The following is a 14,779-nucleotide window of genomic DNA, read 5'->3' as shown; positions in this document are numbered from 1 at the left end:
TTGTAGAAATGTATACAAAAAGTTAGTGAAAGCCTTGAAAAAATGGGAAAAGGTCGTACTTTTTCGAGGTTTTTTCTGCTGGAATAGGGATAGAGATATCTAAAAAAGAGTTACAAAGGGATCTAAAAAGGATAAAGTAGAGATCTAAAAAGTCTTGTATTTAATGGGGTAATAAGATTATGAAAGAACATTCAACTAAAAGAAAACGCTGGATTATAGGGCTTGTACTGGTCCTCCTTCTCATTCTCTGGGCCGTGAGATGGGATGTAAAAGTCGTTCGTTATTCGATCGAAAACGAGAAGCTAACGAGTGAAGTGAAGCTCTGTTTTATCAGTGACCTCCACAGTGAAGAAAAGGACATCCTAGGTATCATCGAAAAAGAAAAGGTCGACTACGTTCTCCTCGGTGGAGACATCTTTGATGACGTGAGGGAAGAAGAGGGTGCGATAAAGCTTCTTCAAGGACTAAAGGGATACCGGGTCTTTTATGTAAGCGGTAATCATGAATATTGGAGCGGAAGGATGGATCACTTTAAAGAGGTTCTAAGAGACTACGGAGTGACGATCCTTTCGAATGAAAAAATAGATCTTGGAGGTATTGTCTTAACAGGGTATGAAGACCCCGAAGCAGGACTACCTCCCTTTAAAGGAACTGTCGATAAAAATCGCTTCGAACTTCTTTTATCGCACCGCCCGGAGCGCTTTGATGAATACGTAGCATCGGGCTACGATCTCATCTTAAGTGGCCACGCGCACGGTGGTCAGTGGATCTTTCCTTTCATTAACGGCGTCTATGCACCGGACCAGGGCTTCTTTCCAAAGCTTGCCGGAGGAATGGTAAAAAAAGGACCCGTGACCATGATCACGGGCCGTGGACTTGCAACACAAAGTACGAGGGTTCCGCGTCTTTTTAATCGACCGGAGCTCCTATTTATCACATTGAAGCCTTAATTATTTTTTAAAGAGTTCGCCGACAGAGACGTTAGCGCGCTCTTCTTGTGGTGTCTCTAGAAAGGACTCAGCTTGGAATCCTAGCATACCTGCAAAGAGGTTATTCGGGAAAATAGCAATTTGTGTGTTGTATTCACCCGTAAGGTTGTTGTACATGTCGCGGCTCATAGCAATCTCTTGTTCAATTTGAGAGAGGGAGCTTTGAAGCATGAGCACGTTGTCGTTGGCTTTGAGGTCAGGATAATTTTCAATTTGTACGTTCAGTTGACGTAGCGAGCTTGAAAGTTGATTCTCCACCTTCATTTGTTCTTTTGGCTCTAATCCTGGTTGCATTGCTTGACTTCTGAGTGCTGTGATGCGTTCTAGAAGTTCGCGTTCGTGCGTCATGTATTCCTTGACTGTAGCGACGAGGTTTGGAATTAAGTCATAGCGTTTCTTTAAGCGAACGTCGATATTTGCAAAGGCATTTTTTACTGCCATGCGAAGACGTGTTAGCTTATTGAAAACGCCCATAATCCAAAGGGCAACGAGGACGACAATTGCGATAATAATATAGAGTACTGGCATAGTCTTCTCCTTTTCTACTTGGTTCTCCTCAATAATACCCTATCTCGCGTTTCTTTACTCGATTTCTAAACTATGTTACGATGCAATTGTATTGTTCCCATATTCTTTTTTTTGGAGGGCCCATGCCTAGAGATCTTTCTGGTTTAAAGTTAGTCGAGCTTAGAGAGCTCGCGAAGAGCTTGGAGATTCCATCGGTCGCTTCGTTTCGGAAGCAGGAGCTCATTGAAGCCATTGAAAAAGCACAATTAAAAGTCGATCGTGAAGCGCGTTTTCAAGGTGCAGACACGGTCGAAGGCTTTCTCGAAGAAGTCGAAGGAAAGGACTTCGGATTTTTGCGTGGAGCAAACTTCGCAAGCTCCGAAGACGACGTCTACGTCTCTCCTGTACTCATTCGAAAGTTAAACCTTGTAACGGGCGATAAACTCGTAGGAAAAGCCAAGCGCAACAATGAGACCGACCGCTACCGTGCCATGGTCTATATCAATAGTGTCAACGGCATGACACTCGATAAGTGCATTCACCGTCAGAGCTTTGACCGCTTGACACCCGTGCACCCTGATAAACGTCTTCGCTTAGAGCACCGCTTTAACGAGCTTTCGACGAGACTCATCGATCTCTTTAGTCCCGTAGGTCGTGGCCAGAGAGGACTCATCGTTTCACCGCCTAAAGCAGGTAAGACAGTCCTTTTACAAAATATTGCAAGAAGCCTTGAAGAACGCTATAAGGACCTCACGATCATGATGCTCTTAATCGACGAGCGTCCAGAAGAAGTCACAGAGATGATCGAATCGATCGAAAGTGACGTACTCTTTTCAACCTTTGATGAACTTCCCTCCAATCACATTCGAATCGCAGAACTCGCTCTAGCGAGAGCTCGAGCACTAGCATCGATGGGGCACGATGTCATTATTCTTTTAGACTCTATAACGCGCTTAGCGAGAGCTTATAACTTAGAGACGGAATCCTCTGGTCGTACCTTAAGTGGTGGTATCGATCCTGCAAGCTTACATAAGCCGAAGAAGTTCTTTGGTTCTGCTCGTAACTTTAAAGAAGGAGGATCGATTACGATCCTTGCGACTGCCCTCATCGATACGGGTTCTAGAATGGACGAGGTCATCTTCGAGGAGTTTAAGGGAACAGGAAATATGGAGCTCATCTTGACGCGCTCTCTTTCAGATAAAAGAATTTTCCCTGCAATCGACATCTTAAAGAGCGGCACTCGAAGAGAAGAGAAACTCTACGAACCGAAGGAGAGAGAGTTTGTCTATACGCTTCGAAGAACACTCAATAGCCAGAACCAAGAGCAGGTCGTTGAAGACATCGTAAAGACCATTCGTCAAACGCAGTCGAACGATGAATTCCTAGATGTCATGAAAAAGCGCTAGAGAGAGATCTTTCGCATCGCAAATTCGTTTGCAAGCTGACTCATCTTTTCTGGGCTTTCTTTCATGCCGCTTCGCATCCAGGCTCGAATGAGACCGATAAAAGCCGAGGCCATGAAGTCGTAGTAGTACTCCGTAATGGGCGTCTTTACCTTAAGGAGCTTATTGTAGCTAATGCGACCTTGTTCGTAAATCTTATTAAAAAAGGCATTGTCGCCATTTTCCGTTAAAATTAAGAGCGCGAGTTCCGCGTTCTTTTTTATGTACTGATAAATGGAGGTCTGGTGAGGGAGTGTGATGACGCCTTCTTTTGAGGTAAAGACTGAGGCCTTCTTTACGATCGTCTCATCGATGAGCTCTTGAAAATCGTTTAAAAGGTCCTCTTCTAGAGCTTGATAGAGCTCGTGAATGTCTTTAAAGTGCAGGTAAAAGGTGGAGCGAGAGATGTCAGCTAAGTGGCAGAGCTCGGTCACTGTGATGTCCTGTAGTGGTTTTTCGTGTAAAAGGGTGATGACGTGACGCTTTAGTGCGTGAACGGTCTTACGTTTTCTTCGATCCATATGTCCTCCTTAGAAACATTTTAGTCGTTTTAGACAGGTTTCGCAACAAGTGTCCATTAATAGACGAATGCTTCACTTATGAACCTAGGAAGAAATGAGGCCAAGTGGTATAACTAAGGTGGAGGTTAATATGCAGAAAGTAGCGCATTTTATCGTCTATCGAAAACGACTGGTGCTGATTCTTTTTATCATTCTTATGATCTTAAGTCTCGCCTCCATTCCGTTTGTAAAAATTAATTACGATCTTCTCGACTATCTTCCAGAGCACGCACCGAGTACGGTTGCTATGAATGTGCTAAAGGAGGAATTTGGTCAAGCTATCCCCAATGTGAGAATTGCCAAAGAAAACCTCTCTATCGTAGAGGCCTTAGAGCTTAAAAAGAGCCTCGAAGAGATCCCAGAAGTAGAGAGTGTGCTTTGGCTCGATGACATTACGAATGTTAAGGTCCCTGTGAGCTTTATCGATGCCGATTATCTCGAGATGTACTACAAAGATTCTACCGTCATGATGCAGCTAACATCTCGAACGGACCGCTCGGTAGAAACGGTCAAAGCGATTCGAAAAGCTATCGGTGAGGACGGCCACATGAGTGGTCAACTCGTAGAAAATGCGAGAGTGCGCCAAGCGTCAGAGGGTGAGATCGCTAGGATCATGATCATCATGATTCCTCTAGGACTCCTCCTTCTCATGTTTACGACGAGAAACTACGTAGAACCCTTCTTGCTCCTCTTAACGATCGGCGTTGCCATCAGCTTAAATATGGGCACGAACGTCGCCTTTAAAAATATCTCCTTTATTACGGCAAGCGTCTCGAGTGTCTTACAGCTTGCGGTGAGCTTAGACTACGCGATCTTCTTACTGCACCGCTATAACGATAACCTTCAAGAAGGAGACGATCACGAGCTCGCCATGGAAAAGGCCATCGTGAAGTCCTCCGTAGCCGTTACGAGCTCTGCTCTTACGACCTTTTTAGGCTTCTTAGCACTTCTCTTTATGCAATTTCGCATCGGAAGCGACCTCGGAATCGTCCTTGCTAAAGGAATCCTCTTTAGCCTATTAACAGTAATCATGCTCCTACCGGTTCTCGTCCTCTACTTAAAGGGAATCGTTGAAAAGGCGAGACACCGTTCCTTCTTACCGAGCTTTAAAGGCTTTTCAAACTTTGTCGGTCGATTCCACAAAGCCTTTCTACTCATCTTTTTAATCACCATCATCGCCTTTCTAGCCCAAGGAAAAAACGACTTCCTCTACGGAAACGACCCCTATGCCAAGGGGTCCAAAGAAGCGATGGACCGCACCTTTATCGATGAGACGTTTGGACGGGAAAATCAGATTGTAATCCTCGTCGATAAAGACGAACTCGTTAAAGAAAAAGAACTCGTCGAAGACATCAAGGCCATGGATCACGTAAAGGCCGTCGTAAGTTATACAGAAAATGTGAGTGTGCTCATTCCAGAAGAGATCTTAGGAAAAAAAGAGCGCAACCAATTTGTCAGTAATAACTACAACCGCATCATCGTCTTTAACGACCTGGAATCGGAAGGAAAAGAGTCCTTTGCCTTTGAAGAAGCGCTCGATAAGCGTGTTCGAGAGAGCTTCCCAAAGGCCCATATTGCAGGAATTCTACCAGCCCTTTACGACGTAAAGGATGTGACCAATAAGGACAACGCCATCGTAAACGGTCTCGCGATCCTTACGATCGGCCTCGTCATCCTCTTTGCCTTTAAATCCTTAAGTATTCCACTGCTCCTTCTTCTTACGATCGAAACGAGCATCTGGATCAACTTGAGCGTCCCGTACTTTACACAGACAAAGCTCAGTTACCTAGGCTACCTCATCATAAGTAGTGTGCAACTTGGAGCAACCGTAGACTACGGCATCCTCTTTACGCAGCACTACCTCGATAACCGCCAAAAGCTCTTAAAAAAAGAAGCACTTGTCACAACCCTTCAAGAAGTCATCGCTCCCTTAGTTCCCACGGCCTTCATCTTGACCCTTGCCGGCCTCTTGCTTTGGAGAATTTCAAGCATTCAGGTGGTGAGTGAGCTCGGTGAAGTGCTCGGTAGAGGAGCGTTCCTAAGCTTTTTAAACACCATTCTTTTCCTACCTGCACTCTTCGCTCTCTTCGATAGGCTCGTAGAAAAGACGACACTAAAGATCTCTTTTAAAAAGGAGGAGAAATGAAACGAATTGTAGCCCTATTCCTATTACTACTCCTATCGTTTGAGACCTGCTTTGCTGAAGTACCTCTTCAAAAGAAAGAGATCGTCTACGTAAAGCTCGATTCTCTAGGTAACGTAGAAAATACGAGTGTCATGAATATCTTTGACGTATCGAATGATCAGCTTTTAAAGGACTTCGGTTCCTACGAAAGTGCTGTAAACCTCACCTCGAAAGAGGAAATGAAGGTGAAAGAGGGAGAGGTATTAGTTCCTGTAAAAAGAGGAAGCTTTACCTACGAGGGAAAGAATCCCAAAGGAGAACTCCCTTGGAACATCACTTTTTCCTATGAACTCGAAGGAAAACCTGTAGATATCGGCCTCCTTCCCGGTTCGAAAGGAAAAGTCGTCCTCCATGGAAGTATCGCCCCTTCTGGAAAAAACAATACCTTTAGCGATCGCTACATGCTGCAGTTAAGACTTAGCTTTCCTACAGAATGCGTCACGGTCGTAAAAGCAGACGGTGCGACGAGAGCCATGGAGGGATCGAACGAACTCTTAAACTACATCGTTTTTCCCAAAGAAAAGTTCGACTTTTTCGTCGAACTCGATGCCACCTCGTTTGAGATGGCAGGAATCCAGATTTCAGCGCTCCCCTTTAAGATGGACATGAACATTCCCAATCTCAGTACGTACACGGATGACATCAAGGTCTTTCAGGATGCGATTGTTAAGCTTGACGACAGCGTACAGTTACTAAATGATGGCACCAAGACGCTTTCATTAAACGGTGATGCACTCGTTACGAGTATGGAAGCCATCTCAAGTGGCTTACTAAAGACAGCTACTGGTCAAGGAAAACTTGCAGAAGGTCTTTCAGTTTACAGAAAAGGCTTAGGGGATTTTAAAACAGGCTTTCTAAAGTACACCGAAGGTATCCAAACACTTACCAATACGCTTAAAGAGATGAGCGGAAATACAAAGGGACTTACCGATTACGCCAAAGGCGTAAAGGCCTTTACAGAAGGCATTTTAAAAGAGCTACCTCAAGGTAGCGAGATGGATCAAAAGGGACTAGAGGAGCTAAAGCAAGCTTCCTTTAAGCTCTCACACGCTTCGAGTGAGATCCGAGATGGTCTCGCTCTCATGGCGAAGGAAACGGGATCGATGAATGGTGGATCCATCACGGGTCTTTCTGAAGGAAGCAGTCAATTTTTAGCAGGATTAAGAGCTCTTAAGAGCGGACTCAACGTACCTCAAGTCGATGTTACAGGCCCTGTTACGACGGTCTTTACGGAAGCCGGAAAGCTTCAAGCACTTGCACAAGGAATCGAAGACCAAGCGCTTAGAGCAGAACTTCTAGATTCTGCGAAGAACTTAAGTGGAGCGGGAAGTGATCTTCAAAAAGCTCTTCAGTCATTAGGTGGTATTCAAGATTTAAGTAAAGCTGTCGATGATCTCGTGACGAATTATGAGAAAATTGACGGTGGGATTCAAAGGCTATCTCAAGGCTTAAGTGATGCTGGGTCTCTAGGATCAGCGATTGAAACGCTTTCAAACCAATATGGCCAATTTGATCAAGGTCTAAAATCCTTCTCATCAGGTGTCGATGAACTCATTGGAAGACTTCAAGGCTACAAAGCCCCAGACTTAGGAAGCCTTAAAGAAGCTGCGACAAAACTATCGAAAGCTAGTGATCAAATGATTAGTCAAACGCCCTCAACCGATACGAGAAAGCTCGTTGAACTCGAACAAGGAACGAAGTCCTTAAAGGCTGCAATCGAAAAGCTTTACCTAGGCTTTGAGCCCTTCGTATCAGGTTCTATCGAGTTAAAAACAGCTAACGCATCGATCTCGGGTGGTGCAGACGAGTACGCGAAAGGACTTAGAGCCTATATCGAAGGCGTACAAAAGACGTCTCAAGGAACGAGTGCACTCAAATCAGGTACGGGTGCTCTAAGACAAGGAACAACGGATATCGACCAGCTCATTAGTGATAAGCTTCAGACCTTAAAACCTGAAGACTTTAAGATGGTGAGCTTTGTCGATGAGAGAAATGAAGTGGATATGGTCCAATTTGTCTTTCTCACCGATGGATTTAAGCCGATTAAATCGAAGCCCATCGCTGTTCCAGAAGTTGAAAAAACGGGATTTTGGGATTCCCTTATGAATCTATTTAAATAAGCGAGGCAATGTGCCTCGCTTTATTCGTTCTTTTTACCGCTAAAAATCAAGTAGAGTAAGAAGATCAATATGAGTACCACGAGCACGATGATCCAAATGAGTGGATTTAAATGGGCTCCTGGACTTTCTGTCGTCGTCACATCGACGGGTTCTGACGTTTCAGCTTGTTCGCTTTGAAGCTGAATCGTGACCTCTGCGACGAGGTTATCGGGATTCTTTATGTTTTCTGGTAGTTCTAGTACACCAAAGAGCGTCTGTTCACTGAGTTCTGGGTTGTACTCTGTCGTCCATTCGACAGGAAGGCTAAGCGTCTTTCCATCGGATAAAATGACACTCACGGTTTTTGGAATGTCGAGGCTCTTGGCGTCTTTACCGAGTACGCCTTCAATCGGTGTGAGCTTTGGAATGTCCTTAATTTCTAGCGTCTCTTCTGTCATCACAGTGACGTTTAGTTTCGCCTTTAAGTTTCCTGGGTTTTCGATGGAGTGATCGTCCGGTAGTTCAAGTTCACCTGTAAAGGTGTAGACCTTTGGATCTTCCTTATCGAAGTGAGAGGGAGCACTCCACTTTACATTAAGTGGTAGCACCTGATTGTTATCGAGCGTTACGAGAACAGTCTTTGGTAGGTCGAGTTCGTCCTTATCCGTGTTAAAGGGGACGTTTACATCGACCGGATTTTGAATGGAGCTTACGGTTGGAACCGTTGCTACGACTTTTCCTTTGACTTCAACCACGATGGCTGCGACGACGCCTTTTAAGTTACCGATACTTCCATCGGGCGGAAGTACGATATCACCTGAGAACGTGTATTTTCCAGCAGCCTGTGAATCATAGCGAGTCGAACGATTCCAGTGAACCTTGAGATCGACTTCCGTTCCATCCTCTAAAGATACGGTTACAGAGGTGGGGAAGTTGATCGCATCCTGTTTCGTTCCGAGTGTGACCGAGATCGGTCTTATCGGAATGATCGATTCAATGTTTGGAGCCTTCTTACCGAGGATGATGATCTCTATCGAAGGCGCGAGGTTCTTAGGATTTAATAGTGAACCGTCCTCTGGAAGCGTAAGCGTTCCTTTAACAGTCGCCTTACCGGCCTCACTCGTATCGAGGTTCGATTTATCCCACTTGACGTTTGCACTTAAGCTCATACCGTCTTCTGTAATAACGCGAACGGTCTCTGTGAGAATGAGCTCGTTGGGATCTGTTCCTGCAGGAATCGTAATCGCTGGTGGGTTCGCGACGTATGTAATAACAGCTCCCTCGGCAAAAGCGAAGCTCGGGATGAAAAGCAATAGTATCATTAAAAAGAGTATTCGTTTTTTCATGATCTCCTCCAGCTTAAGTATACACCAAGGCATCCTTTTCTTCCATGTTGCCAAAAAAAGAAAAATAGGGTATCTTTCGTGTTATGATATCGATGATTTTATAGAAAGGACTACATATGAAGCGAATTTTTATGCTTGCACTCCTTTTTCTTCTGCTTTTAGGGTGCAGTAAGACGGAAGACGTCACCAAGGTAGGACGCCTTCAGGCCGCTCCTCATGGACTAAAAAGCTTTGCAGACATTGTCGTCTTTTTAAAAGGAGACGTGATCGAAGGCGTTTCGATCGAAGAGTATCAATTCTTACCGAGAGATAAGGTCAAAGGCGTACCGAATAGCGATGAAAACCTTCCTGGTACCTTTGGTCATGAATTTAGAGACGAAACGTTTACCTTAGCGACCAAGTCATTAAATAGTGATTACTACTCGAAAGAAATGAAAACGGTAGGAAATGCCACCAAGACTTTTAAAGAAAATCACGACGCCCTTGAAGCCTTCATTAAGGGTAAGACCGTAAAGGATCTCGAGAAGTATATTGAGAGCGATACGAAGGATAATGATGCGCTTTCTAGCTGTACGCTCGTCGATAAAAAAGAGTACCTAAAGGCTGTCATTGAAGCTTGTAAAGTGGCGAAGTAAGAAAACGAAGAAAAATCTTTTGCAATCTATCGATTCTGTGTTATAATATCGGAGTTAATCGAATTAAAACGAGAAAGAGGTGAATTCATGAAAAAGGATCTTCATCCGGAATATAAAGAAGTAGAAGTTGTGTGCGCGTGTGGAAACACCTTTAAAACACGCTCCACAAAAGACACAATCCGTATCGAAGTATGTTCAGAATGCCATCCGTTCTTCACAGGTACTCAAAAGAGTCATGAACGCGGCGGCCGTGCTGAGAAATTCAAGAAAAAGTATGGTTTGGAAGGCTAGAGTTTCTCTAGTCTTTCTTTTTTGCTATGGCTAAGTTATTTTTTCGCTACGGAGCAATGAATTCAGGAAAATCGACGGCGCTTTTACAGGTCGCTTATAACTACGAAGAAAGGGGAATGAGAGTTCTCCTTATTAAGCCTGCCATCGACACGAAAGGTGCTGATGAGATTACGTCTCGCTTAGGTGTCTCGAGAAAAGTCGATATTCTAGCGACGAAAACGATGAACGTAAGAAGAGAGATCCTCTCTCGTGGAGAAGTTCATTGTGTGCTCGTCGATGAAGCACAGTTTTTAACAGTAGAGCAGGTGGATGAGCTCTTTGAGCTCGTCGTAGAAGATAACATTCCCGTCATATGCTACGGCTTACGCACAGACTTTTTAACCGAAGGCTTTCCTGCGAGCGAAAGACTCCTTCTCTTAGCACACGCACTAGAGGAGTTAAAGACCATTTGTCGCTGTGGCAAAAAGGCCCTCTTTAATGGCCGAAAGATCAACGGAAAGTTTGTCTTTGAAGGAGAACAAGTGGCGATCGATCAGGGGGAAGTAAGCTACGAAAGCCTCTGTGGAAGCTGTTATAGAAAATATCGGAGTGAGTATGGCAAATAAGACCGTAGGCGGACAAGCGCTCATTGAAGGCGTCATGATGCGTTCTGGTTCGAGTGTCGCGATGACCTTTCGAAAACCAGATGGAACACTTCTAACAGAATCGAGGACGATGGAAGTAAAGACCAAGGGGATTTGGAGTCTGCCGGTCTTTCGCGGCCTCTATGCGCTCTATTCCTCCTTTAAAGTGGGAACGGATGCACTCAATCGTTCGAGTGAAGTCGCAGTCGGTGAGGTCGAAGAGAGCAAGTTTGAACAGGCTGTAGAAAAACACTTTGGAAAAAACGGTATCTTTATCCTAAACCTTATCATTAGCTTTGCACTCGCCTTTATCCTCTTTGGCTTTTTACCGACCTTTCTTACGAGCTTTTTAAAACCCCTTACGAAAAGCCGCTTCGTTCTAAGTCTCATCGAAGGACTCATTAAAGTCCTCATCTTTCTCCTATACGTCTTTTCGATCTCGCTCATTCCCGATATCAAGCGCGTCTTTGAATATCACGGAGCAGAGCATAAGGCAGTCTTTACCTACGAAAAAGGACTTCCCCTTACGGTAGAAAATGCTAGAACGATGTCGCGCTTTCATCCACGCTGTGGAACGAGCTATATCTTCTTTGTCCTAGCACTCTCCATTTTATTTTTTAGCCTCTTTCGCTTTGAAACCGTTCTAGAGAGAGTTCTTACAAAGCTTCTTTTCTTTCCGCTTTTAGCAGGAGTGAGCTTTGAAGTTTTAAAGTATAGCGCCAAAGATACACCCGTAAACCGAGCCCTACGTTCTATGGGCCTTCTATTTCAACACTTTACTACGAAAGAACCAGATGACGATGAGCTAGAAGTAGCTCTTACAGCCATGAAACGAGCCATTGATGACGATACGAAACGCACTCAAACAATCGAATCTACCGACTAGAGAAGCGAAGTACCTTTTGATGGAGCTATTTGGTTACTCACCTTCGGAGTTCTTTTTACGACAAGACTTAGAGCTTGGAGAGCTTCGAGAAAACATCTTCTTTGAAGCCTCAAAAGAGCGTGAAAAAGGAAAGCCCATCGCCTACATCTTAGGTTATGCTTACTTCTACGGTAGACGCTTTGAGGTCAATGAAAACGTACTCATTCCAAGGCCTGAGACGGAGCTACTCATAGAAGAGGTGAAAGCCCTTAAACCGAAGCGCGTCCTAGACCTCTGTACGGGTTCTGGAATCCTTGCGATTACGACGGCCCTTGAGACCGACGCTGAAGTTTTTGCTTCAGACATCAGTCCTGAAGCCTTAGAGGTTGCAAGAAGAAATGCTGAGGCCCATGAAACGAACATCACCTTCTTTGAAGGAGACCTCTTTGAACCTATCGAAGGAACCTTCGATGTCATCGTTTCAAACCCTCCCTACATCGATTCCGAGGAACTTAAAACCCTCGAAGTGAGTAAGTATGAACCCAAGCTTGCACTCGATGCAGGAAAGGGTGGACTCGATATCTATAAGCGCCTGATCCCTGAAGCCACGAAGTATTTAAATCCAGACGGGCGACTCATTCTAGAGATCGGGTATGATCAAAAGGACAGCGTTTGTGCTATGCTTAAAGAGAGCTACGAAGAGATTGAAGTTAAAAAGGACTATGCAGGGTTTTACCGCGTAGTCGTCAGTCGAGTGAGGGATAAATGATCGAGAAACTAGAAAATATTGAAAAAAAGTATCATGAACTGAGCGGAATCATTTCCGATCCAGAGGTGATCAGTGATAATAAGCGCTGGCAAAAGCTCATGAAAGAGCATAGTGACATGGAACCCATCGTCATGAAGTTTGGAGAACTCAAAAGCGTCCTCGAAGAAAAGCAGGGTGCTGAAGAGATGCTTAACGGCTCAGACCCTGAACTAAAAGAGATGGCAGAAATGGAACTTGAGGATCTCAAAGCCAGAGAAGAAGAGATCAATCAAGAGCTAAAGATCCTTCTCATTCCCAAGGATCCCAACGACGATAAGAACGTCATCCTAGAGATTCGCGCAGGAGCCGGTGGAGATGAAGCTGGACTCTTTGCAAACGAGCTTTTAAATATGTACTTACGCTATGCTGACAAACATCGCTGGAAGACCGAGATGATCGACTATTCAGAGACCGATGTCGGTGGCATTAAAGAAGCGAGCGTGCAGATTAAAGGGCACGGCGCATACTCTAAGCTAAAGTACGAATCGGGTACCCACCGCGTTCAGCGCGTTCCTGAAACAGAATCCCAAGGCCGCATTCATACTTCGACGGCAACCGTTGCCGTTTTACCAGAGGTCGATGAAGTCGAAGTCCAGATCAATCCGAATGAAATTCGAGTTGACGTATTCCGCTCTTCGGGTCACGGTGGACAGTCTGTAAACACCACAGACTCTGCTGTACGCGTAACCCACCTTCCAACGGGACTCGTCGTCACCTGCCAAGACGGTAAGAGTCAGCAGATGAATAAGGAACAGGCGATGAAGGTCCTTCGTGCAAGGCTTTATGAAAAAGCTATCACGGAGCAAAATGACGCCATCGCTCAAGAACGCCGTGAGCAGATCGGTACAGGCGATCGTTCGGCGAAGATTAGAACCTACAACTTCCCACAAAGCCGTATCACAGACCATCGCATTCACCTTACGGTCTATCAATTAGAGGCCTTTATGTTAGGTGACATCGATGAGATGGTAGAGGCACTTATTACTTACTATCAAGCAGAAGCTCTTGAAAAGCTGGATCTATCATGAATACAAGAATCTTAACAAAAAATGACATTGCTGAGGCCAGAACGCTCTTAAAAGCTGGCCGCAATGTCATTTTTCCTACAGAGACCGTTTACGGACTCGGTGCTTCGATTGATTCCGAAGAAGCACTCAAACACATTTTTATAGCTAAAGGTCGCCCTCAGGACAATCCCTTAATCATTCACATTGGAAAAAAAGAAAGGATCGAAGACATCTTCTCTGTGATTCCAGAAGAGACGTATAAACTCATCGATGCCTTCTGGCCAGGACCCTTAACGATCGTCCTACCTAAAAAAGAAAGCGTATCCGATACGGTGAGTGCGGGCCTAAAGACGGTAGGTGTCCGAATGCCAAGTCATCCCGTGGCACTAGAGCTCTTAGGAGAGGATCTCTTTGTGGCTGCACCGAGTGCAAACCCCAGCGGTTATCCTTCTCCAACCAAGGCTTCTCATACGCTCGAGATGGAGGGGAAGGTCGATGCGATCATCATGGATGGCGACTGTGACGTAGGTCTTGAGAGCACCGTCTACGATGTCCTCGGAAAGAGAATTCTTAGACCTGGAGCCGTTACCTTAGAAGATATTCGAACCATCGTCCCTGATGCCTCGCTTTACGAAGGACAGGAAAAGACGGCTTCTCCTGGAAGAATGTACAAGCACTACGCACCGAAGACGCCCGTCTATTTTCTAGAAGGCTCTGTGGAAGAGCAAAGAAAATTTATAGAAAATGAGATCACGAGTGCTTTTCTTGTAGACGACATATTGTATACTAAAGAGGAACGGATCCGACGATTTCTTCCAGAGGGAAATCTCTTTGAAGCCTCTAAGCATTTCTACGAGCTTTTAAGAGAACTAGACGAAAAAGGTTACGACGCCATCTACATTCCAAAGGTTGAGCGTACGGGAATAGGGCTAGCCCTTATGGATCGCATGATGCGTTCAACGGAACATAAAACGAAACGACTAGGAGGGGAAAATGAAGATCATTCTAGGAAGTGATCACGGTGGTTTTGATCTCAAAGAACAGATCAAAACATTTTTACAAGAAAATGGTCATGAAGTAGAAGACATGGGTTGCTTCGATACAGCTAGTGTCGACTATCCCATCATCGCACAGAGAGTTTGCCATAGAGTTTTAGAAGAAAAGACACTCGGTATGCTCTTTTGTGGAACAGGGATCGGAATTAGCATTGCAGCTAATAAAGTAAAGGGCATTCGAGCAGCCAATGTCAGTGAAGAATTTTCTGCTCGCATGTCGAGACGCCATAATGATGCAAACGTCCTCGTTATGGGAGGAAGAACAGTCGGTACAGAACTTGCAAAAAGCATAGCCAAAGCATGGCTAGAAGAATCTTTCGAAGGCGGACGCCATGAGCGCCGCGTATCTATGCTAGAGGGATAATAT

Annotated in this window: 15 protein-coding genes; 12 read left to right on the top strand and 3 right to left on the bottom strand. The window is 44.9% G+C overall.

Features of this window, described 5'->3' with window-relative positions; genetic code table 11:
- Positions 1-179 precede the first annotated feature (179 nt).
- The gene (locus tag ACUB3H_RS03810; RefSeq protein ID WP_459129331.1) at positions 180-950 is read left to right on the top strand and encodes a metallophosphoesterase; all 771 of its coding nucleotides are present in this window, start codon (positions 180-182) and stop codon (positions 948-950) included.
- Here ACUB3H_RS03810 and ACUB3H_RS03805 read toward each other — a convergent pair whose 3' ends face one another.
- Positions 951-1,517, bottom strand: a complete 567-nt coding sequence (locus ACUB3H_RS03805; protein WP_459129330.1) for a LemA family protein — start codon at positions 1,515-1,517, stop codon at positions 951-953.
- 122 nt (positions 1,518-1,639) lie between these two features.
- On the opposite strand from ACUB3H_RS03805, the gene rho reads away from it, so the two are divergent.
- Positions 1,640-2,902, top strand: coding sequence for a transcription termination factor Rho (gene rho / locus ACUB3H_RS03800; RefSeq protein ID WP_459129329.1), 1,263 nt, complete (start codon positions 1,640-1,642; stop codon positions 2,900-2,902).
- Here the strand turns inward: rho and ACUB3H_RS03795 are convergent.
- Positions 2,899-3,459: a TetR/AcrR family transcriptional regulator gene (locus tag ACUB3H_RS03795; RefSeq protein ID WP_459129328.1), complete on the bottom strand. Its 561-nt coding sequence runs from the start codon at positions 3,457-3,459 to the stop codon at positions 2,899-2,901. The two genes, rho and ACUB3H_RS03795, sit on opposite strands and share 4 nt — an antisense overlap.
- A 130-nt stretch (positions 3,460-3,589) precedes the next feature.
- Between ACUB3H_RS03795 and ACUB3H_RS03790 the strand changes: the two genes are divergently transcribed.
- Complete coding sequence (locus tag ACUB3H_RS03790; RefSeq protein ID WP_459129327.1) at positions 3,590-5,644, top strand: efflux RND transporter permease subunit; 2,055 nt, start codon at positions 3,590-3,592, stop codon at positions 5,642-5,644.
- Positions 5,641-7,803, top strand: coding sequence for a hypothetical protein (locus ACUB3H_RS03785; RefSeq protein ID WP_459129326.1), 2,163 nt, complete (start codon positions 5,641-5,643; stop codon positions 7,801-7,803). The genes ACUB3H_RS03790 and ACUB3H_RS03785 overlap by 4 nt, the downstream gene beginning before the upstream one ends.
- A gap of 20 nt (positions 7,804-7,823) precedes the next feature.
- Here ACUB3H_RS03785 and ACUB3H_RS03780 read toward each other — a convergent pair whose 3' ends face one another.
- Positions 7,824-9,128 (bottom strand): Ig-like domain-containing protein, encoded by a 1,305-nt coding sequence (locus tag ACUB3H_RS03780; RefSeq protein ID WP_459129325.1) that lies wholly within the window; start codon positions 9,126-9,128, stop codon positions 7,824-7,826.
- 116 nt (positions 9,129-9,244) lie between these two features.
- Between ACUB3H_RS03780 and ACUB3H_RS03775 the strand changes: the two genes are divergently transcribed.
- From ACUB3H_RS03775 to rpiB, 8 genes are all read left to right on the top strand, one after another.
- Positions 9,245-9,763 carry a hypothetical protein gene (locus tag ACUB3H_RS03775; protein ID WP_459129324.1) on the top strand — a complete coding sequence of 173 codons (519 nt, stop codon included), beginning with the start codon at positions 9,245-9,247 and terminating at the stop codon, positions 9,761-9,763.
- Between the two features lie 87 nt (positions 9,764-9,850).
- Positions 9,851-10,054, top strand: coding sequence for a 50S ribosomal protein L31 (rpmE, locus tag ACUB3H_RS03770; RefSeq protein WP_459129323.1), 204 nt, complete (start codon positions 9,851-9,853; stop codon positions 10,052-10,054).
- Between the two features lie 26 nt (positions 10,055-10,080).
- A complete protein-coding gene (locus ACUB3H_RS03765) occupies positions 10,081-10,659 on the top strand; it encodes a thymidine kinase (protein ID WP_459129322.1) in 579 nt (192 codons plus the stop codon).
- Complete coding sequence (locus tag ACUB3H_RS03760) at positions 10,649-11,563, top strand: DUF1385 domain-containing protein (protein WP_459129321.1); 915 nt, start codon at positions 10,649-10,651, stop codon at positions 11,561-11,563. Before ACUB3H_RS03765 ends, ACUB3H_RS03760 begins: the two co-directional genes overlap by 11 nt.
- Complete coding sequence (gene prmC / locus ACUB3H_RS03755) at positions 11,520-12,311, top strand: peptide chain release factor N(5)-glutamine methyltransferase (protein ID WP_459129320.1); 792 nt, start codon at positions 11,520-11,522, stop codon at positions 12,309-12,311. The genes ACUB3H_RS03760 and prmC overlap by 44 nt, the downstream gene beginning before the upstream one ends.
- Complete coding sequence (prfA, locus tag ACUB3H_RS03750; protein ID WP_459129319.1) at positions 12,308-13,378, top strand: peptide chain release factor 1; 1,071 nt, start codon at positions 12,308-12,310, stop codon at positions 13,376-13,378. The genes prmC and prfA overlap by 4 nt, the downstream gene beginning before the upstream one ends.
- Positions 13,375-14,373, top strand: a complete 999-nt coding sequence (locus tag ACUB3H_RS03745) for an L-threonylcarbamoyladenylate synthase (protein ID WP_459129318.1) — start codon at positions 13,375-13,377, stop codon at positions 14,371-14,373. The genes prfA and ACUB3H_RS03745 overlap by 4 nt, the downstream gene beginning before the upstream one ends.
- On the top strand, positions 14,351-14,776 hold the full coding sequence (gene rpiB, locus ACUB3H_RS03740) for a ribose 5-phosphate isomerase B (protein ID WP_459129317.1): 426 nt from the start codon (positions 14,351-14,353) through the stop codon (positions 14,774-14,776). Before ACUB3H_RS03745 ends, rpiB begins: the two co-directional genes overlap by 23 nt.
- Positions 14,777-14,779 lie beyond the last annotated feature (3 nt).

It is taken from the genome of Guggenheimella bovis (assembly GCF_054492335.1).
This window is presented reverse-complemented; position numbering and strand designations above follow the sequence as displayed.